Consider the following 24,512-nt stretch of genomic DNA (forward strand, 5'->3'; position numbering starts at 1 on the left):
ATGCAAGCCTTCCTCCAGTTTTCCCCCGAAGTGCAAGCCGCGCGCGCGGCGGGCAAACCCGTCGTCGCGCTCGAGTCGACGATCATCTCGCACGGCATGCCGTACCCGCAGAACGTGCAGACGGCACGCGAGGTCGAGCAGGTGATCCGCGACGCCGGCGCGGTACCGGCCACCATCGCCCTCATCGACGGCCGCATCTGCGTGGGCCTGGCCGACGACCAGCTCGAACAACTGGGCAACGCGCAGGATGCGCTGAAAGTGAGCCGGCGCGACCTCGCGTACGTGCTGGCCGAGAAGAAGCTGGGCGCGACGACGGTCGCCGCGACGATGATCTGCGCGGCGCTGGCCGGCATCGAAGTCTTCGTCACGGGCGGCATCGGCGGCGTGCACCGCGGCGCGGCGACGAGCTTCGACATCTCCGCCGACCTGCAGGAACTGGCGCGCACGAACGTCGCCGTCGTGTGCGCGGGGGTGAAGTCGATCCTCGACATCGGCCTCACGCTGGAATACCTGGAGACGCACGGCGTGCCGGTGGTGAGCGTCGGCCAGCCCGGCTTCCCCGCCTTCTTCACGCGCGAATCGGGCTTCAATGCCGACTTCCAGCTCGACACGCCGGAACAGCAGGCCCGCTTCATCCGCACCAAGTGGCAGCTGGGCCTGACGGGCGGCGTCGTCGTCAGCAATCCGGTCCCAACGGAATCGGCGATGAAGAACGACGAGATCGGCGGGATCATCGCGCAGGCCCTTCGCGAGGCCGACACGCAAGGCGTGAAAGGCAAGGCCGTGACGCCGTTCCTGCTGGCCCGCATCAAGGACCTGACGGGCGGCAGGAGTCTCGCCACGAACATCGCGCTCGTGAAGCACAATGCCCTCGTCGGCGCCCGCCTCGCGGTGGCGCTGCACGCGGCCGCCCACGTTTGAGACCATCATGTCGATCGACCTGAAGCAACTGAAATACTTCCTGGCGGTGGCCGAAGAAAAAAGCTTCAGCCGCGCCGCCGAGCGCCTGCACATCTCGCAGCCGCCGCTGTCGCAGCAGATCATGAAGCTGGAGAGCGAACTGGGGGTGCGCCTGTTCGCGCGCACGACGCGCAGCTTCGAGCTGACGGTCGCCGGCAAGGCGCTGATGCACGAAGCGGCCGACCTGCTGGGCCGCATGCGCATGACCATCGACACCATCCGCCAGATCGACCGCGGCGAAGTGGGCCGCCTGCGCGTGGGCATCGTCGGCTCGGCGATGTGGGGCCCGATCCCCAGCCTGCTGGAACAGTTCCAGAGCCAGTTCCCGCGCGTGACGTGGACCATCCACGAACTCGGTCCGAACGACCAGTGGGACGCGCTGCGCGGCAAGCAGATCGACGTGGGTTTCTGGCGCGAGCCGAAGATCGACGAGGACATGCTGAGGAACGCCGGCCTGCGCCAGGAACTGGCTTTCCGCGAAGACGTATGCGTCGCGATCAACGCCCAGCATCCGCTTGCGCAGCAGGACGCCATCGAACTGATAGCCATCGCCGACGAGCCGATGCTGACCCTCCACCTGGACCAGTCGGCGGAGCCGCGTTACCTGATCCAGTGCTGCGTCAACGCGGGCTTCCAGCCGACGATCTTCCAGGAAGCCGCGGAGCCGCAGACCCTGCTCGCGATGGTCGGCGCGGGACTCGGCGTGGCGCTGATGCCGGCGACGACGAGCCGCATCGGCTGGCCCGGCGTGCGCTTCCTGCCGGTGCGTACCAATCCGCCGTCGGCCAATCTGTACATCACGTATCCGACGCAGGACGATGCGCCGGTGGTGCGGGCATTCCTCAAGATCCTGCATCCCGCCGGGGAATAAACCGTCGGGTGGGCACGGGGCGCCCACCCGACGCACGATTCAATGGGTAGCTCCGCCGGCCTCCGCCGTATCGGTCTCCGTCACCACCGCCACCTCGACCGCGATCCTGAGCGCGTCGACGATGTCGCGCAGCGCCATCGACGGCGGCCGCTCGGGGCGATCGGCCGCCTGCTCGGGCAGGAACGGCACGTGGATGAAGCCCGCCTTCACGGGTTGCCCGACCGCGTGGTGCATCAGGCCGTAGAACACGTGGTTGCACACGAACGTGCCGGCCGTCTGCGACACGCCGGAAGGAAAGCCGCGCAGCCGCAGCGCCTTCACGATGGCCTTGACGGGCAAGGTGGTGAAATACGCTGCCGGGCCGTCGGCCGCGACGGGCGTGTCGACGGGCTGGTTGCCCGCGTTGTCGCGGATCGACGCATCGTCGACGTTGATGGCCACGCGCTCCAGCGAAATCTCGGAACGCCCGCCGGCCTGGCCGACGGCGATCACGATGTCGGGCTTGACGCCCGCGATGGATTCGCGCAGCACGTCGAGGGCGGTGCCGAACACGCACGGCAGCTGGCGCGCGACGACCGCGAAGCCCGGCCCGGACCAGCCGTCCAGCGCGCGCACGGCTTCCCACGACGGGTTGATGGCGGCGCCATTGAACGGTTCGAATCCGGTCAGCAGGACGGTCCTGGTGGGTACTTGAGTGGTGGGTGCGGTCATGGTCGGCTCATCGATACATCAGGAAGTACAACAGGACGATATTTGCGCCCAGCAGCGGCAACGCGGTCGGCAGCTGGGCCTTGATCACGGCATTCTTGTCGGGCAGTTCGAGCAGTGCCGCCGGCACGATGTTGAAATTCGCCGCCATCGGCGTCATCAGGGTGCCGCAATACGCGCTGAACATACCGATCGCGGCCATCACGGCCGGGTTCGCATGATACACCCCGACCAGCACGGGAATCCCGATGCCGCCCGCGATGACGGGGAACGCGGCAAAGCCGTTGCCCATCACGACGGTAAATAATGCCATGCCCACGCAGAACGCGGCGCAGGCGAGCAGGCGCGAATCGAGCGGGATATAACTGGTCGCGACGTGGGCCACGGCCTTGCCCACGCCCGCCTCGGAAAACAGCAGCCCGAGCACCGCGAGCATGTGCGGCAGCACGACGGCCCAGCTCATCGCATCGATCAGGCGCCGTGCCTCGCGCACGCCCTGCAGCGGCGTCGCGCGCGTGAGCCAGCACGCGAGCGCCAGCGCGGCGATGCTGCCGCAGCCCATGCTCACCAGGGTCAGGTTCTTCGGGTCCAGCAGGTAGCGCATGCCGACGTGGACGTCCTTCAGCACGACGGAACCGAGCATCGTCACGACGGGAATCGCCAGCGCCGGCACGAGCAGGCGGTTGCCCAGGCGCGCCGCGGTGGATTGTCGTTCCGCTTCCGGCAGGACGTCCGCCTTCCCCGGCCGCACGAAACCGAACCCGGCGACGAGCGCCATCGAGATCATCAGCACCCCCGCCACGCTTGGGGCCAGGCGCTCGCCCAGCAGGTAGACGAGCGCGTACAGGCCCCAGAACAGTGCCGTCGTGAAGCGGCGCGGATTCGTCTTGTCGCGCAGCGTCATGAGCGCGCACGCGGCGAACAGGAGGCCGACGAGCAGGTAGAAAAAATCGAGCGCAACGAGCATTACGCGACCTCGCCTGCGGTCTCGCGGCGGATGCGGGCGTCGAGCCGGCGCAGGTTCCACGCGTGGATCACGAACGCCGTCACCGCCGTCGGGATGCCCCACAACGCCATGTGGATGGGATCGACCTCCAGGCCCTCGGCTTTCAGGATCGTCTGCATCAGCACGATGGCGCCGAACGCGACGAACACGTCCTCGCCGAAGAACAGGCCGACGTTGTCCGTGGCCGCGCTCATCGCCCGGATGCGCTGGCGCAGCGGTTCGGGCAGTTGCCCGTGGCGCGCCTCGGCCGCCGCCTCGGCCATCGGCGCGACGAGCGGACGCACCATGTTCGGATGGCCGCCCAGGCTCGTCAGGCCGAACGCGGCCGCCACCTCGCGCGCCAGCAGGTACACCGTCAGCAGACGGCCCGTCGTGGCCGAGCGGATGCGCGCGATGCTGGCCTGCGCGTGCTCCTTCAGGCCGAAGCGTTCCAGCAGGCCGATCGCGGCCAGCGGCAGCAACAGGATCAGCGGCAGGTTGCGGGTCTTGATGAACGCCGTGCCGAGCGACTCCAGCAGGTGCAGCAGCGGCAGGTGCGCGGCCCAGCCGGTCACGCCGCAGGCGACGATCACGACGAGCACCGGATTGGCCCGCAACACGAATCCGGCGGCCACGGCCGCGATGCCGAGCAGCGGCCACAGGTTGACGGCAGATTGCATGATCCTCCAGCGGTTGTGGTTGCGTGCGGAATCTTAACCTAGAGCTAGCTCTGCGCCGTTCGTGTCTTGTGCATCCGGTGATGCCGTCGCTTCGCCACGACGCGCCGCCGACCTGCACACAAGCGGGCGGCACGCTTTGCGCGCACGCATGGCTTACCAGGCGATGCGCGCTAAGCTCGATGCCGTATCCATCGGGGGTTCGGCCATGACTGTCTTCGAACGCGCGCTACGCTGGGTTGTGTCTGGTTTCCTGCTGCTGGGCTTGTCCAGTTGCGGTGGCGACGTGGGCATCGGCATCGGGATCGGCTGGTTCCACGAGCCCGACCATCCATGGCCCGACCATCCCGACTGGCCCAGCTGGCCCGACCGGCCGCAGGGCGCCACGGGCCTGTTTCCGATCGCGGGCGACGTCTGCGGGCAATGCGCCGGCTCGCAGGACGGCACGGGCGGCGCGGCGCGCTTCAACGGTCCGCAGGGCATCGCGGCGGACGCGGCGGGCAATCTGTACGTGGCGGAAAGCGCCAGCGCCACCGTACGCAGGATCTCGACCCAGGGCGTGGTGACGACGCTGGCGGGCGCACGCGGCGCCGTCGGCTATGCGGACGGCGCCGGCGCGGCGGCCCGCTTCAACGAGCCGAGCCGGCTCGTCGCGGACAGCAACGGCAATGTGTACGTGACGGACAGCGGCAATTCCGTCATCCGCCGCGTGGCGCCGGACGGCACGACGACGACCATCGCCGGCGATGGCACCTGCGGCAGCGCGGACGGCAAAGGCACGGCGGCGCGCTTCTGCAAGCCGCGTGGCATCGCGCTGGACCGCCTGGGCAATCTGTGGGTGGCCGATACCGGCAACCACATGCTGCGCCGCATCGACGCGGGCGGCAACGTCACGACGGTCGCCGGCACCCCGGGCGTATGCGGCAGCCGCGACGGCGACGGCGGGCAGGCGCAGTTCTGCGAACCGCAGGACGTGGGTGTGGACAACTGGAACAATGTCTACGTCGTCGACACCGGCAATTCGACGATCCGCATGGTGAACGACAAGGGCATCGTGTCGACGCTGGCCGGCCAGCCGGGACGCTGCGATGCGGTGGACGGCAGCCCGGGCGTCTCACGCCTGTGCGCGCCGGGCGGCATCGCCGTCGACGGCAACGATTTATACATCGCCGACACGGGCAACTCGACGATCCGCCGCATCAACCTCGACAACGTGACGAGCACCGTGGCCGGCGTGCCGGGCCACGCGGGCATCACCCTCGGCGCCCTGCCTGGCAGCCTGGACCGGCCGATCGGCGTGGCCCTGGCCCCCGACCGCTCGATCGCGCTCACGACGCACAACCTTGTCGTGAAGCTGTTGCCGGCGAAGTAGTTACTCTGGACGGACGGGGTTGCTGGCCTGCTCGCCAACGACCGTGATCCACGGCCGCACGTGCCACTGCGTGACGAGTCCATTCACGACATACGGATCGGCATGGGCGAAGCGCTCGGCGGCGTCCGACGATTCGCCGCTGAACAGCAGCACGGCCTTGTCGGCCGGATCGGCCAGCGCACCGGCGATGACGATCTCGCCGCGATGCTGGGCTTCCCATGCCAGCCTCAGGTGTTCGTTGCGGAATTCGCCACGGCGTTCAAGGTAGTCCGGGGCCAGGTCGTAGATCAGCAGAAAGTGCACAGTATGTCTCCGTAAAAACGCGTTGGTGCCAGACATGGTAATCGCTTCGGCGCTGAGGCGTCGTGTCAAGGCGGTTTGCACAACGTCGACCGCGGCAGCGCATGACAGCATTGGGAGATGAAAAGACACCACATCACACTGGGTGCGCCCACCACGGCCGACGGCACCGTGACCTCCGCGAGCGCGCTGGTCTCGATTAACGGCGTCCGCGTTGCGCTGGAGGGCGATACGATCGCTTGCCGGACCTGCGGCAGCACGGGCGTCATCCGTTGCGTCGGGCCGCGCATTCCGGAGCGCTACAACGGCAAGCAGGTCGCGCTGGAGAACGATCTGTGCATCTGCAACTGCCCAAGGCCGCCCAGGCTGGTTGCGAACCAGACGATCAAGGCACAGTGCATCGACGATGGCGCGATGCCATGACCGACCGTGCCCCACGGTACCGTGCGTAGCCGATACCCGGCCTTATGCCACACTTTGCTTCTCCCGCCGACCGCTCATCCGCGCTGCCGGCACGACCTTTTCTGGAGGAAGCATGCCCAAATCGACGATTGCCGGCCATCCGCTGCACCCGATGCTGATCGTGGCGCCGGCCGCCCTGATTCCGTTCGGTTTCATCCTCGACGCCATGCACCGCGCGACGGACAACGACGACTATGCGAACGCCGCCTTCTACAGCCTGACCGGCGGCCTCATCGGCGGTCTCGCGGCCGGGGTCGCCGGGGCCATGGATTACCTGGAAATCGAGAACGAGACCGAGGTCAAGCAGACGGCCAACGTCCACGCGATGCTGAACGGCGGCGCACTTGCGGTGACGGCGGCCAATCTCGCACTGCGGCGGAGCGGCTACAAGCACACGGGCGGCTCGCTGGCGCTGTCGGCGATCGCCGCGATCGGCGTGGTCGTGTCCGGCTGGTTCGGCGGCCGCATGGTCTACGAACAAGGGATGCGCGTCAAAGGCGTCAGCCCCGTCGAGCATGCGCCGGAGGCGAGGATGCCGGGCGACGAGCGCGTCGTGCAGGCGCTGCACGACGTAGAACGTTACGCGCCCTCGTCCGGCCCCATGCTGCACTAGAGCTGGGCAGCTCGACGGCGGACAGGCTTGTTGGCGGCGCCCGGCGTCGCCAGCTCGTCCGCCGCCGTCATCACCGTGCCTGCCGGATGGGCTTTGGTGAGCGGACGGGTGAAGACGAGGCCGGTACCCGACACGCTGGCGCCCGCGTCATGGGCGCGCGTCAACGGCGCCTGGAGCGTCAGCTTGCCCGTCCGCCAACCCGTCTCCACCGCGGCGACGACACCCTGCTCTTCATCCACGCCGCTGCCGACGATCACCGGCTGGCCGGCCACGAACTGGCGCGCGTCGTCGACGCGGACGACCGTGGAGCCCTTGTCTGCGGGCGCCGCTGCGCGGGTGAGCCCGGGCGAACCGACCGTCGCGACCGTCAGGGTTTCGGCATGGTCGCCCGCATCGATGACGACGGCCTGGCCGGGCGCAACATGCGCGACCGTGTCGACCTTGACGCTCGTCGCTCCCGCCGCCGTCGCGCCTGTCCTGACCGAGACGGCCGTCACGAAATCCACGCAATCGTTGTCGCTGTCCTGGCCGTCGGGATAGCGTCCCGTGCTGCCCTGGGTCGCATCCACTTTCGCGAGGTCGCCGCTGAACGGGATGCCCGGGAGGGAACGCTCCCCCGTTTGCGCGGCGCGGATACCCGGGGCGTCCGCGTGACAGGTGGCGGCCTTGCCGGCGGCGCCGCGGAATCCACCGGATGCCCACGGGTCGACGAGATCCCCGTAGTTCAGGCTGTCGACGACGTACCCCGCCGCATCGCGCAGCACCATGCTGCCCGCTTCCCGCGACAGCGCCGGGCCGCCGAACCACTGGTTCGGGGTGCCCTGGAATCCCGCGCTGGTCACGGTGTCCACGCGCACGACGGCATCCGTGTCATGCGCACGCGCCAGGGCGCGGTCGAGCACGATCCCGCTGCCCGCCGGGCGCACCGGCTCGTTGCTCGAGTGCGCATGGCGGGTGGCGGGGGTGAAAGTAATGCCCGTACCGCGCACGCTGAACGGCAGGTTGGCGGCATGGTCGTACTTCAACGGCGCCGCCAGGTCGAGGCCCGTGCCCGGCTCCACGAACGGCTCGTTGGCCACGTGATCCTTTGCGAGTGCAGGGGAAATCGTCAGCGTGAGGTCGCCGCCCGGCGTGCCCTCGACGCGCACGATATCCACGGTTTGGAGCTTGCCGGGCGCGCCGATCACGGCCTTGCCTGGCGTGTAATCGACGTTCGTTTTCGTGGGGAAGCCGATCGCGCCATGGACGACGATCGTCGTGGCGCCCGCAGCGGCATCGCGGGCGAGGCTCGTACGGCGGGCGGCCGTGCCCACGTGCTTGACGGTGACCATGTCGATGCCGTGATCGGCGCTGTCGATATCGAGGCGGATCCTGTCGCCGGCGGCAATGCCGGCGGTCGACGTCACCTGGATATTGGTGGAACCTGCCGCCGCATCGAGACCCAGCCACGCCTGGCTGCCCGCCGTGCCGACGCCGGTGATGGTCACTTTTTCGTAGTGTTCGGTCGCGCGTCCGTCGACCGGATACGTGGTGCCGTAGCCGAGGGCAAGCGTATCGCCGACGGCAAAACCTTCGGTGCTGGTCACGGGGACGCTCGTCGAACCGGCCGGGATGGTGATGATGGGACCGTCGGGCAGCGGCTGCCACAGCGGCGTCGCCTGGCCGGCCGCCGTGCCGACGCGGACCACCTTGCGGGTTTCGTCGCCGACCACGATAGTGTCGTCCGGCTTGATGCCATCGACGTTCCGCACGTGGATGGTCGCATCGCCCGGCTGGGCGGGCAGCACGAGGCCCGAGTTGGACAAGCCCAGTACATAGAAGCCGTGCGGGGCAAGTCGGGTTCCGGCAGGCATCTTCACCTTGGAAAACAGCGGCTCGCGCGTCGCGTGTTGCGCGAACGTCCAGTTCGAGATATCGACTTCTTTCTCGCCGGCGTTGTACAACTCGATGAAAGCATTGGTCGCGTTAGTGCGCGCGCCGTCGCTCAGGCGGAATTCGTTGATTTTTACCGGCGCCACATTGCGCACCTTCGCCACGGCCGATTCGGTGCGGCCTGCCCACGTGGCCACGCCTTTCAGGTCGCCATTGAACGGCGCGGCACCGGATGTCACCTTGAAAACAGCATGCACGCTTTGGCCGGGCGCGACCGCGTCGGCGATGGTTTTCGCGGCCGCGTCGACATGCCAGCCCTTCGGCACCGCCAGGGACAGCGTGACGCCCCGCACGGGCTGGCCCGTCGTATTCGTGAACGTGACCGCCAGGTCTTTGGACGCCAGCGGCGCGAACGTGTGCAGGCTGCCCGGGACGTCGGACGCCGCTGCGGCCCCGACACTGACGGCTGCGACCTCGTAACGGGCGGCCGCCACGTTCTGCGCGACCAGCTGGTCCGTCGCGTTGGACGGATACGTCCGCGGCGCCGTCATCGCGCCTTCGTAGAACGTGCCTTGCGACGCGGTACTGTTGTCGCCGCCATTGCCGAGAAGGACGGCGCCCTGCTTGCGCATGGGGTCGTAGGATGCATCGATCCGGCGGCCTTCGTACATGACGGCCAGTTGTCCCCGCTGGGCATCACCGCCCAGCGTCGCCCAATGTCCGGGCTTGCCTTTCGTGACGGCCGCGATGAAGCGCGAACCGAGGGTGGGCAGGTTGGCGCACAGCTTCGATTTGTCGTCGTTGACGCAACCGACGAGATTGTTTTCATGGTCGGCCATCACCCAGGGCCCGGCCCCGCTGCCGCGATACCACCCTTTCGCGTTGCCGAAATAGATGGCCTCCATCGTGCCGTTGTCGTCGTCGATGCTGTCGATCTCGCCGTTGCCATAGTCGAAGCAGCAAGCCCCGTTGTAGTGATAGCCATTGATGACGGCATATTGCCCGCCCGCTTGGTCATCGACGGGCACGCCGTGCGTATCGTTCAGGCGCAGGCCCATGCCGGGCGCGATGTACACGCCATACACCTTATGTCCCATGATGGTGACCGGCGCCAGGTCCGCGAGCGGCAGATTGTCCATGCCTCCCAACGCGGGCCCCGTCCAGGTGCCGCGCGGCGCCTGCACGAGGTGATTGCGCTTGCCCGACTGGTCGTACAGGATCGTGATCCAGCAATAGGTGTCGGCGCAAAACGCGTCCTGCGCCGCCGCGTTCGCATAGCCGGCGCCTCGCACGACGCCGATGTCGCGCGTTTTGCCGTCCGACTGGCGCATGACCTGGTAGAGCGGCCCGTTGTACGCGGCGTAGAGCGCGCGCGTAGTGCTGTGCGCTGCCACGCAGGGCGCGCCCGCCTTCGCATAGATGTCGCAAGGGCCTTCCGGCCGGGGAGCCTGGGTGGATGCCCAGGCCGGCAGTCCACTCAACAGCAGCGCCAGGCTGAAGAACAGTTTTAGAATTTTCATGTTATCGATCTCTCCAAGAACCTCCCATCGTAGAGTCGATCACATGACCTGGACCAATTACTTTTTTTGCTTGATCGATATCCGATTTGCAATGTCCCGCTGGTCCGCCGCACGGGCAACGATCGCATCGGCGTGCGCCTGCGCACGCGCCTTCTGGTCCGGCGTGAGGCCGGTACCGATCTCGTCCAGGAACGGACCGTTGAACGGGATGGCCTGCTGCTCGGGCACGCCGTCCAGCTTGACCATGATGTCGCGCAGCGCCATGCCGTAGGCCAGCGCGCTCTGGCGGTCCGCGGCGATGGCCGGGTGGCCGAACCAGAAACCGGTAAAGAGTTGGTACAGGCTGGCCCAATAGCCCTGCTCCGCCTGCTCGTTCAGCATCCCGTTGATCCTCTCCTTCCACTCCTTCACGAGCGGATCGTCGGGGCGCGTCGTGAGGGCGGTCGGGTCGCCGAACGGGCCTTCTTCGACCAGTTCCGCCAGCGCGCCGTCCACGCCCGCGCGCGCGGCGCGTTCGAGATGGTCGATGCGCGCCATCTTCATTCTTTCGTTGACGGTCGCGCAGGCATGCGCGGGATCGGCGATGGCATCCGGTTCAGTGCCGTCACGCTCGGGCAGGCGACCGGTGCGCCCGAACACGACGCAGGCGTGCAACAGCCACCACGCGCGATACGCATCGCGCGGATCGCCGCTGGCGACCAGGCGTTCGATGCGCTGCGCCAGCGGTTCGGCAGGCACCGGCAGCGGGGCCGGCGGCGCACCGAGGTCGGACAGCCAGGCCGGCCCGGCCGTCGCGCCGGTCGTCGACGCTGGCGGCACGGGCAAAGCGGCCGGCGTGACGACCGGCGGCGCCGACCGCCACGCCGGCACCACCAGCACCGCCAACAGGCCCAGCCCGGCACATGCCGGCACGACCGCTTTCCACCTCATCCCGCCTCCACATCCTGTCTTCATGGACAGCCTAACAAACCCTGTCAGGCGGCGACAACGCCCGCGCTGTAACAGGATGTTGCGGCAAAGCTACTCTTCGTGAGTTCGCACCATAATGAAGGTGTATTTGATGGGCACCGCACAGACTTCATCCCTAGCCAGAGGTAGACTGTATACATGAGCACACATAAAAAATTGGCGGCAGGTATGGCTGGCTTTGCCAGCATGTTGTGGCTGGGCCTCACGGCCGCGGTCGCGGCGAACCAGCGCCGTCTCGTGTTCAATCCCACCGTCGAGCGCGAAGTGGCGCATCCACGCAGCAGCGGCCACCGCACCCGCCCCGTCGTGCTGCGCGCCAAGGACGGCACGCGGCTGTCCGGCTGGCTGATGACGCCGAAGATGCCCGGCTTGCGTCCCGCCGTCATTTATTTCGGCGGCCGGTCCGAGGAAGTGTCCTGGGTCGTGCGCGATGCCGGCAAGCTGTTCCCCGGAATGGCTGTGCTGGCCGTGAACTACCGCGGTTACGGCGATTCCCACGGCGACCCGGCCGAAGCGCACATGATCGACGACGCCTGCATGCTGTTCGACTGGATGGCCGCGCACCACCACGTGGATCCGAAACGCATCGCCGTCGTCGGCCGCAGCCTCGGGTCCGGCGTGGCCGTGCAGGTCGCGAAGGAGCGGCCCGTGCACTCCGTCGTGCTGATCACGCCTTACGATTCGATCCTCGCCCTCGCGAAGCGCAAGTTCCGCGTGATGCCGATCGAATACATGCTGCGCCACCGCTTCGAGTCGATCAAGTATGCACCCACGCTGAAGGCGCCCACGTTCGTGCTGCGCGCGGCCAGCGACGACATCGTGCCGCACTCGCACACCGACCAGCTCGTCGCCAAACTGGCCCAGCTGATCGGGGACGAGACCGTGCCCGACTCGGACCACCTGAATATCCCGTACCTGGAAGACACGCAGACGCGCATCGCGCGCTTCCTCACGTCGCAGTTCGCCAGGCCGATCGGGATTCCCTCCCCCGCGCCGACGCCGGCCGCGCCCATTCCGGCGCCGGCACCGGAGATCGTCATCCCGGCTACGACCACCGCGGCCGTCGCCGCCATCGCCGTTCCGCCCGCACTCCCGCTCGCCGACTGAAACGGCGCTATTTATATGTCAACAAAATAAATAGCAAAGTAAAATCGTATTTGCCACGAATAAACTGGCTGATGCATAGTTCCGAGAATCCCCCTCCCTGCACAGCCGTTGCGCCGGTAAAATATGGGATTCAGGAGCCTAAATCAATGAAATTCAAGCAACTTTGTACGATGATCGCGGCGCTGTGCATCAGCGCCAGCGCCAGCGCCGACATGGCGGGCGCGAAGCTGGCGATCGTCTACGATGCCGGCGGCAAGTTCGACAAATCCTTCAACCAGTCCGCCGCCGAAGGCGTCGCGCGGTTCACGAAGGAAACCGGCGTCAAGGTGTTTGAAGCCCAGGCCAACTACGACACCCAGGCCGAGCAGGTCTTGCGCGCGCTCGCGCGCAAGAAGCTGCAACTGATCGTCTCGATCGGCTTCTCGCAGACGCAGCCCGTGCAAAAGATCGCGGCCGAATACCCGAACGTGCACTTCGTGATCATCGACGGCAACGCCCAGGGCAAGAACGTCAACTCCGTGCTGTTCAAGGAAGAAGAAGGCTCGTACCTCGTCGGCGTCGCCGCGGCGATGGCGTCGAAGACGAAGACGATCAGCTTCGTCGGCGGCATGGACATCCCGCTGATCCGCGCGTTCGCCTGCGGCTACGTGCAGGGCGCGCGTGCCATCAATCCGAAGGTGCAGGTCCTGCAGAACATGGTCGGCACGACGTCCGCGGCCTGGAACGACCCGGCCAAGGGCGGCGAGCTGGCACGCGCGCAATTCGACCGCGGCTCCGACGTCGTCTTCGCCGTCGCGGGCGGCTCCGGCATGGGCGCGCTGCAGATGGCCAAGGAAAAGGGCAAGCTGGCGATCGGCGTGGACTCCAACCAGAACTACCTGTACCCGGGCACGATGCTGACGTCGATGGTCAAGCGCGTCGACAACGCCGCGTACGAAGCGTTCATGAAGGCCAGGAACGGCCAGTTCACGTCGGGCATCACGTACGAAGGCCTGAAGGAAGGCGGCGTCGACTGGGTGCTCGACAAGGACAACCGCATGGTCGTCACCCCCGAGATGGAAAAGCGCGTGATGAGCGCCCGGGCCGACATCATCGCCGGCAAGATCAAGGTGGTCGACTATCGCGCGGCCAATTCGTGCCCAGTGCAGTAACACGGCATCGAACACAGTTTGACAGTGAAGCGCGCCGCGCCGGTTTCCATGCCGGCGCGGCGCGCTTTTAAATGAATGGACAGACCGCTATGCAGCCAGCCGTAGAATTTCGCAACATTAGCAAAGCCTTCGGGGCGGTGCAGGCGAATGCCGACGTCAGCTTCGCCATCGCCAAGGGCTCGATCCATGGCGTGATCGGCGAAAACGGCGCCGGCAAGTCGACCCTGATGAGCATCCTGTACGGCTACTACAACGCCGACAGCGGCCAGGTCCTCATCGACGGCCGGCCGCAGGACATCCGTACCAGCCATGAGGCTATCGCGCTCGGCATCGGCATGGTGCACCAGCACTTCATGCTCGTCGAGAACATGACCGTCCTCGACAACGTCATGCTGGGCAACGAGGGCGGCTTCAAGCTGGCCGCGAAGCGCGGCGCCGTGGAAGCGAAGCTGCGCGAGATCTGCGACCGCTACCGCCTCGACGTCGACCCGCTCGCGACGATCCACGACCTGTCCGTCGGCGCGCAGCAGCGCGTGGAGATCCTCAAGCAGATCTACCGCAGCGCCAACATTCTGATCCTCGACGAGCCCACCGCCGTGCTGACCGCGCAGGAGACGGCGTCGCTGTTCGAGATCCTGCGGCTGTTCAAGGAACAGGGCAAGACCATCATCCTGATCACCCATAAACTGCAAGAGATCATGGAGATCACGGACGAGGTGACGGTGATGCGCGCGGGCCGCGTCGTCGGTGCGGTCAAGACCGCGGAGACGTCGCGTGAAGAACTGGCCAACATGATGGTCGGCCGCCCGATCCAGAGCGAGCTGCCGCGCGCGCCGTACAACCCGGGCGCGGAAGTGCTGAAGGTGTCGGGCCTGGAGCTGCAGGATGCGAACGGCGTCGCCCTCCTCGCCGACATCGACTTCACCCTGCGCGCGGGCGAAGTGGTCGCCATCGCGGGCGTGTCGGGCAATGGCCAGAGCGAGCTGCTCGAGATCCTGTCCGGCATGCGGCTGCCCACGTCGGGCAAGGTCGAATTCCTCGGCCAGGACCTGCCGTACACGGGCCGCACGAACGCGGACGGCCTGCCGGCGGAGTTCCGGGAACGGGGCATCGGCCACGTGCCGGAAGACCGCCTGCGCGACGGCGTGATCAAGGATTTCTCCGTGATGCAGAACACGGTGTTCGGCTACCAGGACAACGTAAAAAACCGCTGGGGCCTGTTCGACTACAAGAAGATCGCGCAGCGCTGCGCGCACCTGATGACGGCGTTCGACGTGCGTCCGAACAATCCGGACCTGCGTATCGGCCTGCTCTCGGGCGGCAACCAGCAGAAGGTCGTCATCGCGCGCGAAGTGGCTGCGAAGCCGAAGCTGATGCTGGTCGGCCAGCCGACGCGCGGCGTGGACATCGGCACCATCGAAAGCATCCACACGCAGCTCCTGCGCCTGCGCGACGAAGGCGTGGCAATCCTGCTGTCGTCGGTGGAACTGGAAGAGGTGCGCGCGCTCGCGGACCGCATCATCGTGATGTCCGGCGGCCGCATCACCGGCATCCTCCCCATCGACGAATTCGACACCACCCGCATCGGCCTTATGATGGGCGGAATGCACAAGCACTGACATCATGAACAACACCGAATTGCCACGCTGGGCCACCGGTTTCGTCCTGCCCATCCTGAACCTGATGTCGGCGCTGCTCGTCGCGGCGCTCGTGATCCACCTGCTCGGCGAGAGCCCGTCGGAGTCGCTCCGCATCCTCGTCGACAGCGCCATCCTCGATCCGGAAGGCCTCGCATACACGCTGTTCTACGCGAGCACCTTCATCTTCGCGGGCCTCGCCGTGTCGATCGCGATGCAGGCCGGCCTCTTCAACATCGGCGCGGAAGGCCAGATGTACGTGGGCGGCCTGGGCCTGACGTGGGTCGTGCTGGCGCTCGACGCGCACCTGTCGGGCATCCTCATGATCCCGCTCGCGATGATCGGCGCGGCCGTCTTCGGCGCGCTGTGGGCGTTCATTCCGGGCTACCTGCAGGCGAAACGGGGCAGCCACGTCGTTGTCACGACGATCATGTTCAACTTCATCGCGGCGAGCCTGATGAACTTCGTGATCGTCAAATACCTGATCCCGGAAGGGCAGCAGAACCCGGCCTCGCGCGTGTTCGCCGACAGCGCCGCCCTGCCCCTGCTGAGCAAGCTCCTGCCGGTGCTGGGCGACACGCCGCTGAACATCAGTTTTATCCTTGCCATCCTCGCCCTGGTGATCTACGGCGTCGTCGTATGGCGTTCGTCGTGGGGCTACCAGCTGCGCGCGACGGGCCTGAATGCGCACGCCGCGCACTACGCGGGCGTAAAAATCAGCCGCACGATCATCGTGACGATGCTCGTGTCGGGCGCGCTGGCCGGCCTCGGCGCCGTCAACTCCGTGATGGGCTCGACGCACTACCTGTCGCTGAACTTCCCCGCCGGCGCGGGCTTCGTGGGCATCGCGATCGCGCTGATGGGCCGCCAGCATCCGGTCGGCATCTTCCTGTCGTCCGTGCTGTTCGGCGCGCTGATCCAGGGCGGCTTCGACCTGTCGCTGGAAAAACCGAACATCCCGCAGGAGACGTTCATTTTCATCCAGGGCCTGATCATCCTGTTCTGCGGCGCGATGGAAAACTTCTACGCCCCGGCCGTCCTGAAACTGCTCAACGTCACCCGTACCAACAAGGGGATTTGAATGGAAGACTTCCAACTCGCCAGCATCATCGTCTCCACGATCCGCAACGCGCCGGTGCTGATGTTCGCCGCGCTGGCCGGCCTGTTCGCCGAGCGCTCGGGCGTCGTCGACATCGGCCTCGAAGGCAAGATTCTCGCGTCGGCGTTCGCATCGGCCGCTGTTGCGTACACGACGCAGAACCCGTGGTACGGCATCCTCGCCGGCATGGGCGTGTCGGTCGCCCTCGCGATGGTGCAGGCGTTCGTGTCGATCACGCAGAAAGGCAACCAGCTCGTGGCCGGCATCGCCATCAACATCGCCATGAGCGGCCTGACGTTCGTGCTCGCGCAATTCTTCTTCCAGCAGGGCGGCCGCACGCCGGACCTGCGCAATGCGCGCCTGTTCGACGTCGTCCTGCCCGGCACCGCGGCCGTCGAGCATATCCCCGTCATCGGCTGGCTGTACGGCCACCTGATCGGCGGCCAGTCGGTGCTGGTCTACGTAGCGTTCCTGCTGCTGCCCGTCGTGCACTGGGTCGTGTACCACAGCCGCTTCGGCCTGCGCCTGCGCGCGTGCGGCGAGAACCCGCATGCGGCCGACGCGGCCGGCGTCTCGGTCGAGCGCACGCGCTATCTCGCCATGTTCGTGGCCGGTGTCCTGTGCTCGTTCTCAGGTGCTTACCTGACGCTGGTCCAGAGCGGCTTCTTCCTGCGCGACATGTCGGCCGGCGCCGGTTACCTGGCGCTGACGGCGCTCGTCTTCGGCAACTGGCGCCCGCTGCACACGGTGCTGGGCTGTTTGATGTTCGGCCTGTTCGGCGCGATCCAGATCCAGCTCGAAGGCGTCGACCTGCCCGTCGTCGGCCGCCTGCCAGGGTCGCTGATCCAGGCGATTCCGTACATCGTCACCGTCGTCGTTCTCGCCGGCCTGATGGCCAAGTCGGTCGCGCCGAAAGCCATCGGCAAGCCGTTCGTCAAGTCGCGCTGAACATCACTCGTTGGCGCGCTTGCTCGAGCGCGCCAACGTCCACGCCAGCCCCACCCCGGCCGACGCGCCGACATCCTTCCTGAACAGTGGACTGTCCCGGTTCGCATTCCCCGCATAGCTGTCCAGCCGCACGAACGCGAACGCGCGCACGTCCTGGTTGACCTTGACCGTGCCGAACACGCCCGTCCGCACCAGCATCAAGCCGCTGTCGGCCCGGTAGGCCGGCCGGTCCGCCGTCGCATACTGCGGCGCGACGTCGTAGAAATAACCGTGGATGCGGCGGTCGCCGAACACGGCGCCGACCTGCGCTTCCATCGTCCAGCGGCCCGCGTCGCCGCGGCGTTCCCACACGAAGCGCGGCTCCGTCGTCCAGCCCTGGCGGCGCAGGCCGCCGCGCGCTTCGATGACGGCGCGTACCGGGAGTTCGAAGCGCAGGCGCCCCGCCTCGCCCAGGTCGGCGAATTTATACTTCACGCGCGGGCCGAATTCGACGAGCGTGCCGAGGTCGGGCATGCCGCGGCGCGCCTCGACGTCGTCCGAACGGGACGGCAGCGCGCCCGCGAAGCCGATGTCGAATTCGACCTTGTCCGTGTCCAGCAGGCGCGCGCCGACGCCCTGCTGGTCGGCGCGCAGCACCTTGCCGCGGTACAGCAGGAACGGCAGCACGAGGCCGCGGTTGCTGCGGTCGGACGCGCCCGGATACGCGGGCGTGTTGAACACGGCGGCGCCGATGCCGGCTTCCCACAGCGGGAAGTTGGGTTCGGCGGCCACGGCGGGCACGAGTGCCACCAGTGTGGACGCGGGGATGATGAAACGAAGAATCGTGGGCATGGTAAGGGTCCGTATGAATCCGCGATTCTAACCCACGAAAAAAAACCGCCGCGGCCTTGTGGGCGCGCGGCGGCTTGCGGAAGGCTGGCGCCGGGATTACGGCCAGATCGCCTTCAGCAGCGCGGCCAGGTTGTAGCCGCCCTTGATCATCTGTGTCTTTGCGAGCGCGGAGCTGGGCACCGGATAGTCATTCGGCACTTCCAGCGTCCACGTGTAATAGGTTTCGCCCTTCTTGCTCACCTGCGGCACGATCTTGCCCGCGGTGACGCCCGCGAACGCGATCTTCGAGACCGCCAGCGTATCGTCCGCCCACTGGTACGGCCAGGTGACGGGATCGCCGCTGTTCTGCGCCACGTTCGGCTTGCCGTCGATGGCGGCCTGCGCGAACCGCTCCGGCGTCTTCGCGCGGACGCGGCGGAACGCGTAGTCGACCGTCGTGCTGTCCCAGTACGAGTGGAACGGCTTCGTCAGCGCCTGCGGCACGCCCGGCTTGACGGGCTTCGGTTCGCCCGGCGGGATCAGGTTGGCGGACATCTGCTCGATCTTCGCGTCGTCCATCAGGAAGTTGTTGCCGCCGCGCGAATCGAAGACGACGGTCTCGTCGATCTCGGCCTTCGTCTTCGGCACGACGAATTTTCCGTCCTTGTCGACGAAGGCGGCGCCCACGTGCAGCGGCTGGACGATGTCGCCCGCCAGGTGGGTCACGAGGATCAGCGCCTGGCGCTTCGTGAACTTGTGCGGATTGGTCGCGGGCGTGTCCTTGCCCTGCAGGACGGCGATGGCTTCCTTCAAGGTCTGCACGATGTCGTCATCGGCCGTGCCGGCGGCGCCGTCGTGGTAGTGGTCGAGCTGGAACGGGACGTCCGTGTAGTGGTATTCGCTGTGCTTCGGATTCGCGTTCACGTACTCGATCATTTCCGGCGTCTGCGGACCGCACCAGTTGCCCTTCACGCAGTCGGGCCACGTCGACACGGCTTCCAGCGATTCGCCCGGCAGCAGCAGCGCCTTCACCTGCGCCTCGGCATGCGTGCCCTTGATCAGCTTGTCGGCGATGGCGCCCACGGCGCGGTGGCCGTCCGTGCCCCATGCGGCCGCATCCAGCGACACGAAGGCGCTTGCCAGCGCCACGACACATGCGATTTTCTTCATGAGGGTCTTTCTGTGAATACGGTTTATATCGTTAGCGCACCTTGCGGATGCGCTGAGGTGCGGCAAAACTCATGCCGCCGGCTTCCGGATGCTTCTGCAGGTACGCGATCAGCGCATCGAGGTCGCGCAGGCCCGTCTCGACGCGGCGCGTGCCCTTGGCGAACATCGGGATGTTGTCGCCGCCCTCCGCCAGGAAGTTGTTGGCCACCACGCGATACACTTTATTATCGTCGAGCGCCTTGCCGTCCACCTTCACGTTCGCCGTGCACCGGCCGACGGGTTGCGTGCCGTCCCAGTCGTACGTCAGGCTGCTGGACACGGCGAGGATCGAAGGATCGGACGATGCCGGCCGGTCCCACTGCTGTTCGAGCACGCGGCGCAGTTGCGCGCCGGTGAGGTCCATCACGACGAGCGTGTTCCCGAACGGGAGCACGGCCTGCGCCTGGCCGAAGCTCACCACGCCGCCCTCGCCCACTTCGAGGTCCTTGCGGATGCCGCCCGGGTTCATGAAACCGATCTGCGCGCCCTGGTCGCGCGTGGCGGCGACGGCCGCGTCGGCAATCACGCCGCCCAGCGCCGATTCGCCGGCCGGGTTCTCCTTGCGCGACAACGCGCCCTGCACGCGTGCCACCGGCTTCGCCAGCTCCGCGCGGCTCTTCGCACGCACGTCCGCGAGATACGTCGACAGGCCGGCGTCCGGTGTGAACGCGTCCGGCGCCATCACGACGTTGCGCACCTGGATGTCCTGGACGGCCTTCGTGGCCGGATCGAGCGTCAGCCTGATGCGCGACAGCAGATGGCCGTACGCGTCCGCCTGCGTGACGACCTTGCCGTCCACCTTGCACAGATAGCCCGTGTGCGAATGGCCGCTGATGACGAGGCGGATCGCGGGGTCGAGTTTCTTCGTGATGGCGACGATCGGGCCGTGCAGGGTGTCGCAATCGGCCTTGTCATACGGCTGGTCGGCGAAGCCGCCTTCGTGGATCAGCACGACGAACACCTGCGCGCCCTGCGCACGCATCGCGGGCAGCACGGCGTTGATCGATGCCGCTTCATCCTCGATGGCCAGGCCTTTGATGGACGAGGCGATCGTCACGGAGGCCAGGTCGTGCAACACGGCGCCGATCAGGCCCACCTTGACGCCCTTGACGTCGACGATGCGCCAGCCCGGCACGAGGGTCTTGCCCGTCTGCGCGTCGACGACGTTGGCGGCGAGGTAAGTAAAACCGGCGCCCCTGAAATCGGGCGAGAAGCGGCATGCTTTCGCGGGCCGTGGCGAATCGCAGCCGCCGTGCTGCTGGCGCAGCAGCTCCTTCGGTCCCTGGTCGAATTCGTGGTTGCCGAGGGAGCTGGCGACGAGGCCCATGCGGTTCAGCGCCTCGATGCTCGGTTCGTCCGCGAACATCGACGACGCGGCGGGGCTCGCGCCGACGAGGTCTCCGGCCGCGACGAACAACAGGTCCGGGTCGTCCTTGCGGAACGTGTCCAGCGCGCCTTTCAGCACGTCGATGCCGCCGGCCTGGATCGTGCGCGGCTGCGTGGAGCCCGGCGGCGTGTACGTGTACTTGCTGGGCTCGAGATTGCCGTGGAAGTCGTTCAGCGCGACGAGATTGATCTCGAGCGGACGGACCGGCGCGGAGGCGCAGCCAGACAGCAGCAACGCGGCGCCCAGGGCCAGCGCGAACGGACGGGATACGATCATATGAAGTCTTTGTGATGCGAACGGCAGCCATCGATTATGGCACGCCCGTTCGCAGTTCTGGTCTTTACAAGGGAAGAAAAGACGGCCGGTGTCGCCACCGGCCGTCTCATTTACGTCATGTCAGGCCCGGATCAGAACTCGTACTTGACGGTGACCTGTGCCGACCACTGCGACTCGCCCTTGACCTGGCGGATCTGCAGCGGATCGGCGGCCGAGCGGACCGCGTAGACATAACGGCCCTGGCTGTCCATGCCGGCGTAGTCGACGAAGCCGCGGGTCTGGCCGCCGTTCGAGAAGAACGGTGCTTCGTAGATCTGGCCCCACTTCTTGTTCAGCAGGTTGCCGAAGTTCAGGATGTCGAACGAGACCGACGCCTTGTTACGTGCGAACAGGCCCGGGATTTCCTGGCTGATGCGCAGGTCGAAGCTGTTCGTCCATGGCGAGAAGTCGCCGTAGCGGGCAACGGTGCCGCCGGCTGCCTGGCGCAGGGCCTTGTTGGCGTTGACGATGCCCCAGAAACGCTGCTCGTTGGCGTGGCTGGTCGCCGTATCGCCCGCGAACACGACTTCACCCGAACCGAACGCTTTCGGGATGTACATCAGGTCGTTGCTGCCGATGCCGTCGCCGTTCATGTCGTTCTTGAAGGTCCAGCTGTACGGCTTGCCGGTACGGCCTTCGTAGAACACGCCGAAGCGGGTCTTGTACTTGCCGAAGAACGCCTTCTCGAAGTTCAGCAGCGCGTTGATGCGGTTCTTGACCAGGTAGGCCGAGTTGGCGGCCACGTTGTCGTTCGGGTTCAGGGCCGAACGGGCGCCGTAGTTCGAGCCGGACGTCGACGACGTGAGGTTCGAGACTTCTGTCGCATAGGTGTGGCTTGCCGCGACCGACCAGCCGAAGCCCTTGGTCATCGGGTACGACAGCGACAGCGTCGAGACGCGGTTCTCGCCCTTGTCCGTGCCGGTGACCTTGATCACGTTGCCGAACGCGGAATTCGACAGCGACTTGGTCGTGTTGGTGCAGCCCTTGGCGGTGCTGACGGCGTTGTTACCCACGCTCCAGCAGTTCTGCGACAGGCCGTTCGCGTTCCAGAACAGCTGGCGGCCATCGACGCCGATGCGGGTCGGCTGGCCCAGGTTCAGGTTCTGGAAGAAGATACCGTCCTTGGTGTGCGCGTACAGCACTTCGGCGCCGGCGACGAGGCCGTACCACGGCAGTTCCGTTTCGAAGGCCAGGTTGGCTTTCCACACGGACGGCTGCTTCACGTTCGGGTCGATCAGGTCGACGTTGGCGATCGGCGGGGTCGAGCCGCCCAGCTTCGGCTGGTTGTTGATGTCGGTGCTGAACGCGCCGTTCGGCGTGCCGGCGACCGGCGGGCACTTGGTGTTACCCGTGGCCGAGCAGGTGATCTGCTGCGTCGTCATGCCGGTGTTCTGGAACGGGTTCGCGAGCCAGACGGACATCGCGGCGCCCTGGAACAGGCCGAAGCCGCCGCGCAGCTGCATGCGGCGCGGGGTGTCGAAGTTGTAGTTGAAGCCGAAGCGCGGCTGGAACAGCTTGGTGCCGTCGATCGTCTGCTGGTTGTTGTAGCCGAAGCCGCCGGTCTGGCGTGCGTTCGGGTTCAGCACGGCGGCCTGGGCCACTTTCGTGTTGGCGACCGGCGTACCGCCCACGCCCACCTGGTCCACACGGAAGCCGTAGTTCAGGGTCAGCTGGCGGTTGACGTTCCAGGTGTCCTGCAGGAACAGGCCGGTGTTCGTCATGTTGAACTGCGCGACGGCGTCGTTCAGCGTGAAGCCCGGTGCGGCGACCTGCAGCGTGTACGACGTGTAGCGGCCGGAGCGCAGGTTTTCCAGCACGGCGGCTTCGACCTGGGCCTGGGACGCCGTGTTGCAGTTGATGGAACCGAACGAGTAGTTCAGGTTGTTGTCGCAACCGAAGGTGTAGTTGCCGTACACGTTCTGCAGGAACGCGTTGTAGATCTTGTTCTTCTGGTAGTCCGCGCCGAACTTGATTTCGTGGTCGCCCACGGTCCAGTTGGCACCCGCGTAGAAGTCCTGCGTGCGGGTGCGCAGCAGGTTCATGTGACGCGAGTTGTCGGTGCCCAGGTTGATCGTGCGGTTACCCGTCGTGACGTTGCTCGGGGTGCCGGCCGGCAGTGCGCCGGTGAACTGCACGCCGATGGTCGGCAGCTGCGTGTTGTTGGTCGGGACGGAGTCGTAGTTGCGCGACGACGCCTTCAGTTCGGTCGAGAACGTCGGGGTCCAGTCCGAGAATAGCTGGGCGACGGTCGTCTCGATCTGCTTGCCCTGCGAGTAGTACGCCGAATCCAGGCTCAGGCCGGTGGCGCTGAACAGCGAATACTGCGGCTCGGCCTGCGTGGTGCGCTGGTAGCGGATGTTGGCGCGGTGGTTGTCGCTGATGTTCCAGTCGACCTTCAGCATCTGCTCGCGCGACACGAAGTTGCCGCCGCCCTGGGCCAGGCCGCCGGCGTTGACGCCGTACTGGTTCTTCATGATGTTCTGCACGGCGGCGATTTCCGCCGGGGTCACGGCGACCGTCGTGCCGTTGTTCGAGCCGACCGGACCGTAGTCGGGCGCGCTGCGCGACGAGTTGGTCTCTTCCGACAGCGCGTACAGGAACAGCTTGTCCTCGACGAGCGGGCCGCTCGCCCACACGCCCTTGGTCGTTTCCTTGAAGGGTACCGGATCCGAATAGGTGTCGTTGGCCGGGTTGTAGCGCTGGCCGGCCAGGCGGTCGTCGCGGTACACGTAGTACACGCCGCCCTTCCACTGGTTCGTGCCGGACTTGGTGACGGCGTTGATGTTGCCGCCGGTGTAGCCCTTCTGCGTGACGTCGTAGTTGGCGACGTTCACCTGGGTCGACTGGATCGCTTCGATCGAGATCGGCTGGCGCGAGGTCGGGCTGCCGTTCGCTTCCAGGCCGAACGTGTCGTTCACGTTCACGCCGTCGATGGTGATCGAGTTGTAGCGCGAGTTCTGGCCGGCGACGGACAGTTCGCCGCGCTCCTTGTCGGTCTGCGAGACGCGCGGGTCGGCGCGGGCGTAGTCCTGCAGGTTGCGGTTGACCGACGCCTGGATCTGCAGCTGCGCGTTGCTGATCGCGGTGCCCGCGCCCATGTTGGAGCGGCTGAAGATGTCGGAACGCGCGCGGTTGCCGGCGATGGTCACGGTCTGCATCGGCGCGCCGACGGTCGCGTCGACGGTGGCGGTTTCCGCCAGTTGCAGGTAGATGCCTTCGCGTTTTTCGGTAACGCCGTCCTTGGTGATGATGATCGTGTACGGACCGCCGGTACGCAGGCCGCGCGCGATATAGCGGCCTTCCGCATCGGTGACGACGTTGCTGACCGAACCGGATTCGGTGTGAACGATTTGCACTGCGGCGCCGGCGGCCGGTCGGCCGTCAGCGCTCGAGATACGACCGCCGACAGCCGACGTCGTGTTCTGCGCCAGGGCCGGCGCCCCCGCGAGCGCAATCGACAGAGCCAGCGCCAGCTTCGTCAGCTGGATCCGTTTTTGATAGATCATTGGATTAACCCCAAATAGACTTGATAGTTATGGT

Annotated in this window: 20 protein-coding genes; 10 read left to right on the plus strand and 10 right to left on the minus strand. The window is 66.6% G+C overall.

What is annotated here, in order from left to right; genetic code table 11:
• Together ACEN9G_RS06705 and ACEN9G_RS06710 are read left to right on the plus strand one after the other, a co-directional pair.
• Positions 1-921, plus strand: coding sequence for a pseudouridine-5'-phosphate glycosidase (locus ACEN9G_RS06705; RefSeq protein WP_413344129.1), 921 nt, complete (start codon positions 1-3; stop codon positions 919-921).
• A gap of 7 nt (positions 922-928) precedes the next feature.
• Positions 929-1,831, plus strand: coding sequence for a LysR family transcriptional regulator (locus ACEN9G_RS06710; RefSeq protein ID WP_413344131.1), 903 nt, complete (start codon positions 929-931; stop codon positions 1,829-1,831).
• A 39-nt stretch (positions 1,832-1,870) separates the two neighbouring features.
• On the opposite strand, the gene pcp is transcribed toward ACEN9G_RS06710, so the two are convergent.
• The 3 genes from pcp to ACEN9G_RS06725 are packed head-to-tail and all read right to left on the minus strand — an operon-like array spanning position 1,871 to position 4,204.
• Positions 1,871-2,542 carry a pyroglutamyl-peptidase I gene (gene pcp / locus ACEN9G_RS06715; protein ID WP_413344132.1) on the minus strand — a complete coding sequence of 224 codons (672 nt, stop codon included), beginning with the start codon at positions 2,540-2,542 and terminating at the stop codon, positions 1,871-1,873.
• A 7-nt stretch (positions 2,543-2,549) separates the two neighbouring features.
• Positions 2,550-3,506 carry a DUF979 domain-containing protein gene (locus tag ACEN9G_RS06720; protein ID WP_413344133.1) on the minus strand — a complete coding sequence of 319 codons (957 nt, stop codon included), beginning with the start codon at positions 3,504-3,506 and terminating at the stop codon, positions 2,550-2,552.
• Positions 3,506-4,204 (minus strand): DUF969 domain-containing protein, encoded by a 699-nt coding sequence (locus ACEN9G_RS06725; protein WP_483126518.1) that lies wholly within the window; start codon positions 4,202-4,204, stop codon positions 3,506-3,508. The genes ACEN9G_RS06720 and ACEN9G_RS06725 overlap by 1 nt, the downstream gene beginning before the upstream one ends.
• A 205-nt stretch (positions 4,205-4,409) precedes the next feature.
• Between ACEN9G_RS06725 and ACEN9G_RS06730 the strand changes: the two genes are divergently transcribed.
• Positions 4,410-5,573: an NHL repeat-containing protein gene (locus ACEN9G_RS06730; protein ID WP_413342539.1), complete on the plus strand. Its 1,164-nt coding sequence runs from the start codon at positions 4,410-4,412 to the stop codon at positions 5,571-5,573.
• Here the strand turns inward: ACEN9G_RS06730 and ACEN9G_RS06735 are convergent, their stop codons facing one another.
• Complete coding sequence (locus ACEN9G_RS06735; RefSeq protein ID WP_413342537.1) at positions 5,574-5,876, minus strand: YciI-like protein; 303 nt, start codon at positions 5,874-5,876, stop codon at positions 5,574-5,576.
• A 117-nt stretch (positions 5,877-5,993) separates the two neighbouring features.
• Here ACEN9G_RS06735 and ACEN9G_RS06740 point away from each other — a divergent pair, with 117 nt between their 5' ends.
• A complete protein-coding gene (locus ACEN9G_RS06740) occupies positions 5,994-6,296 on the plus strand; it encodes a PAAR domain-containing protein (RefSeq protein ID WP_413342536.1) in 303 nt (100 codons plus the stop codon).
• Between the two features lie 112 nt (positions 6,297-6,408).
• Complete coding sequence (locus ACEN9G_RS06745) at positions 6,409-6,948, plus strand: DUF2231 domain-containing protein (RefSeq protein WP_413342535.1); 540 nt, start codon at positions 6,409-6,411, stop codon at positions 6,946-6,948.
• On the opposite strand, the gene ACEN9G_RS06750 is transcribed toward ACEN9G_RS06745, so the two are convergent.
• Complete coding sequence (locus tag ACEN9G_RS06750; RefSeq protein ID WP_413342534.1) at positions 6,945-10,340, minus strand: arabinofuranosidase catalytic domain-containing protein; 3,396 nt, start codon at positions 10,338-10,340, stop codon at positions 6,945-6,947. The two genes, ACEN9G_RS06745 and ACEN9G_RS06750, sit on opposite strands and share 4 nt — an antisense overlap.
• Positions 10,341-10,397: 57 nt before the next feature.
• On the minus strand, positions 10,398-11,270 hold the full coding sequence (locus tag ACEN9G_RS06755; protein ID WP_483126519.1) for a hypothetical protein: 873 nt from the start codon (positions 11,268-11,270) through the stop codon (positions 10,398-10,400).
• A 207-nt stretch (positions 11,271-11,477) separates the two neighbouring features.
• On the opposite strand from ACEN9G_RS06755, the gene ACEN9G_RS06760 reads away from it, so the two are divergent.
• The 5 genes from ACEN9G_RS06760 to ACEN9G_RS06780 all read left to right on the plus strand — a co-directional run bounded on the left by ACEN9G_RS06760 (position 11,478) and on the right by ACEN9G_RS06780 (position 17,251).
• Positions 11,478-12,416 (plus strand): alpha/beta hydrolase, encoded by a 939-nt coding sequence (locus ACEN9G_RS06760; protein ID WP_413337730.1) that lies wholly within the window; start codon positions 11,478-11,480, stop codon positions 12,414-12,416.
• 146 nt (positions 12,417-12,562) lie between these two features.
• Positions 12,563-13,567: a BMP family lipoprotein gene (locus tag ACEN9G_RS06765; RefSeq protein ID WP_413337731.1), complete on the plus strand. Its 1,005-nt coding sequence runs from the start codon at positions 12,563-12,565 to the stop codon at positions 13,565-13,567.
• Positions 13,568-13,656: 89 nt separating this feature from the next.
• Positions 13,657-15,186 (plus strand): ABC transporter ATP-binding protein, encoded by a 1,530-nt coding sequence (locus ACEN9G_RS06770; RefSeq protein WP_413337732.1) that lies wholly within the window; start codon positions 13,657-13,659, stop codon positions 15,184-15,186.
• A gap of 4 nt (positions 15,187-15,190) precedes the next feature.
• Positions 15,191-16,285 carry an ABC transporter permease gene (locus tag ACEN9G_RS06775; RefSeq protein ID WP_413337733.1) on the plus strand — a complete coding sequence of 365 codons (1,095 nt, stop codon included), beginning with the start codon at positions 15,191-15,193 and terminating at the stop codon, positions 16,283-16,285.
• The gene (locus tag ACEN9G_RS06780) at positions 16,286-17,251 is read left to right on the plus strand and encodes an ABC transporter permease (RefSeq protein ID WP_413337734.1); all 966 of its coding nucleotides are present in this window, start codon (positions 16,286-16,288) and stop codon (positions 17,249-17,251) included.
• 3 nt (positions 17,252-17,254) lie between these two features.
• Here the strand turns inward: ACEN9G_RS06780 and ACEN9G_RS06785 are convergent, their stop codons facing one another.
• The 4 genes from ACEN9G_RS06785 to ACEN9G_RS06800 all read right to left on the minus strand — a co-directional run bounded on the left by ACEN9G_RS06785 (position 17,255) and on the right by ACEN9G_RS06800 (position 24,478).
• Positions 17,255-18,082, minus strand: coding sequence for a MipA/OmpV family protein (locus ACEN9G_RS06785; protein WP_413337735.1), 828 nt, complete (start codon positions 18,080-18,082; stop codon positions 17,255-17,257).
• A gap of 96 nt (positions 18,083-18,178) precedes the next feature.
• Complete coding sequence (locus tag ACEN9G_RS06790) at positions 18,179-19,231, minus strand: S1/P1 nuclease (protein WP_413337736.1); 1,053 nt, start codon at positions 19,229-19,231, stop codon at positions 18,179-18,181.
• A 31-nt stretch (positions 19,232-19,262) separates the two neighbouring features.
• On the minus strand, positions 19,263-20,933 hold the full coding sequence (locus tag ACEN9G_RS06795) for a bifunctional metallophosphatase/5'-nucleotidase (RefSeq protein WP_413337737.1): 1,671 nt from the start codon (positions 20,931-20,933) through the stop codon (positions 19,263-19,265).
• A gap of 131 nt (positions 20,934-21,064) precedes the next feature.
• Complete coding sequence (locus ACEN9G_RS06800) at positions 21,065-24,478, minus strand: TonB-dependent receptor (protein WP_413337738.1); 3,414 nt, start codon at positions 24,476-24,478, stop codon at positions 21,065-21,067.
• Positions 24,479-24,512: the final 34 nt, after the last annotated feature.

The organism is Massilia sp. Masssp94 (genome assembly GCF_059491305.1).

Bases quoted from the DNA above. Each gene is read 5' to 3' on its own strand.
- ACEN9G_RS06795 (WP_413337737.1), bottom strand. From the start codon at position 20,933: ATGATCGTATCCCGTCCGTTCGCGCTGGCCCTGGGCGCCGCGTTGCTG.
- ACEN9G_RS06765 (WP_413337731.1), top strand. From the start codon at position 12,563: ATGAAATTCAAGCAACTTTGTACGATGATCGCGGCGCTGTGCATCAGC.
- ACEN9G_RS06730 (WP_413342539.1), top strand. From the start codon at position 4,410: ATGACTGTCTTCGAACGCGCGCTACGCTGGGTTGTGTCTGGTTTCCTG.
- ACEN9G_RS06760 (WP_413337730.1), top strand. From the start codon at position 11,478: ATGGCTGGCTTTGCCAGCATGTTGTGGCTGGGCCTCACGGCCGCGGTC.
- ACEN9G_RS06780 (WP_413337734.1), top strand. From the start codon at position 16,286: ATGGAAGACTTCCAACTCGCCAGCATCATCGTCTCCACGATCCGCAAC.
- ACEN9G_RS06775 (WP_413337733.1), top strand. From the start codon at position 15,191: ATGAACAACACCGAATTGCCACGCTGGGCCACCGGTTTCGTCCTGCCC.
- ACEN9G_RS06710 (WP_413344131.1), top strand. From the start codon at position 929: ATGTCGATCGACCTGAAGCAACTGAAATACTTCCTGGCGGTGGCCGAA.
- ACEN9G_RS06800 (WP_413337738.1), bottom strand. From the start codon at position 24,478: ATGATCTATCAAAAACGGATCCAGCTGACGAAGCTGGCGCTGGCTCTG.
- ACEN9G_RS06750 (WP_413342534.1), bottom strand. From the start codon at position 10,340: ATGAAAATTCTAAAACTGTTCTTCAGCCTGGCGCTGCTGTTGAGTGGA.
- pcp (WP_413344132.1), bottom strand. From the start codon at position 2,542: ATGACCGCACCCACCACTCAAGTACCCACCAGGACCGTCCTGCTGACC.
- ACEN9G_RS06770 (WP_413337732.1), top strand. From the start codon at position 13,657: ATGCAGCCAGCCGTAGAATTTCGCAACATTAGCAAAGCCTTCGGGGCG.
- ACEN9G_RS06720 (WP_413344133.1), bottom strand. From the start codon at position 3,506: ATGCTCGTTGCGCTCGATTTTTTCTACCTGCTCGTCGGCCTCCTGTTC.
- ACEN9G_RS06755 (WP_483126519.1), bottom strand. From the start codon at position 11,270: ATGAGGTGGAAAGCGGTCGTGCCGGCATGTGCCGGGCTGGGCCTGTTG.
- ACEN9G_RS06740 (WP_413342536.1), top strand. From the start codon at position 5,994: ATGAAAAGACACCACATCACACTGGGTGCGCCCACCACGGCCGACGGC.
- ACEN9G_RS06790 (WP_413337736.1), bottom strand. From the start codon at position 19,231: ATGAAGAAAATCGCATGTGTCGTGGCGCTGGCAAGCGCCTTCGTGTCG.
- ACEN9G_RS06745 (WP_413342535.1), top strand. From the start codon at position 6,409: ATGCCCAAATCGACGATTGCCGGCCATCCGCTGCACCCGATGCTGATC.
- ACEN9G_RS06705 (WP_413344129.1), top strand. From the start codon at position 1: ATGCAAGCCTTCCTCCAGTTTTCCCCCGAAGTGCAAGCCGCGCGCGCG.
- ACEN9G_RS06725 (WP_483126518.1), bottom strand. From the start codon at position 4,204: ATGCAATCTGCCGTCAACCTGTGGCCGCTGCTCGGCATCGCGGCCGTG.
- ACEN9G_RS06785 (WP_413337735.1), bottom strand. From the start codon at position 18,082: ATGCCCACGATTCTTCGTTTCATCATCCCCGCGTCCACACTGGTGGCA.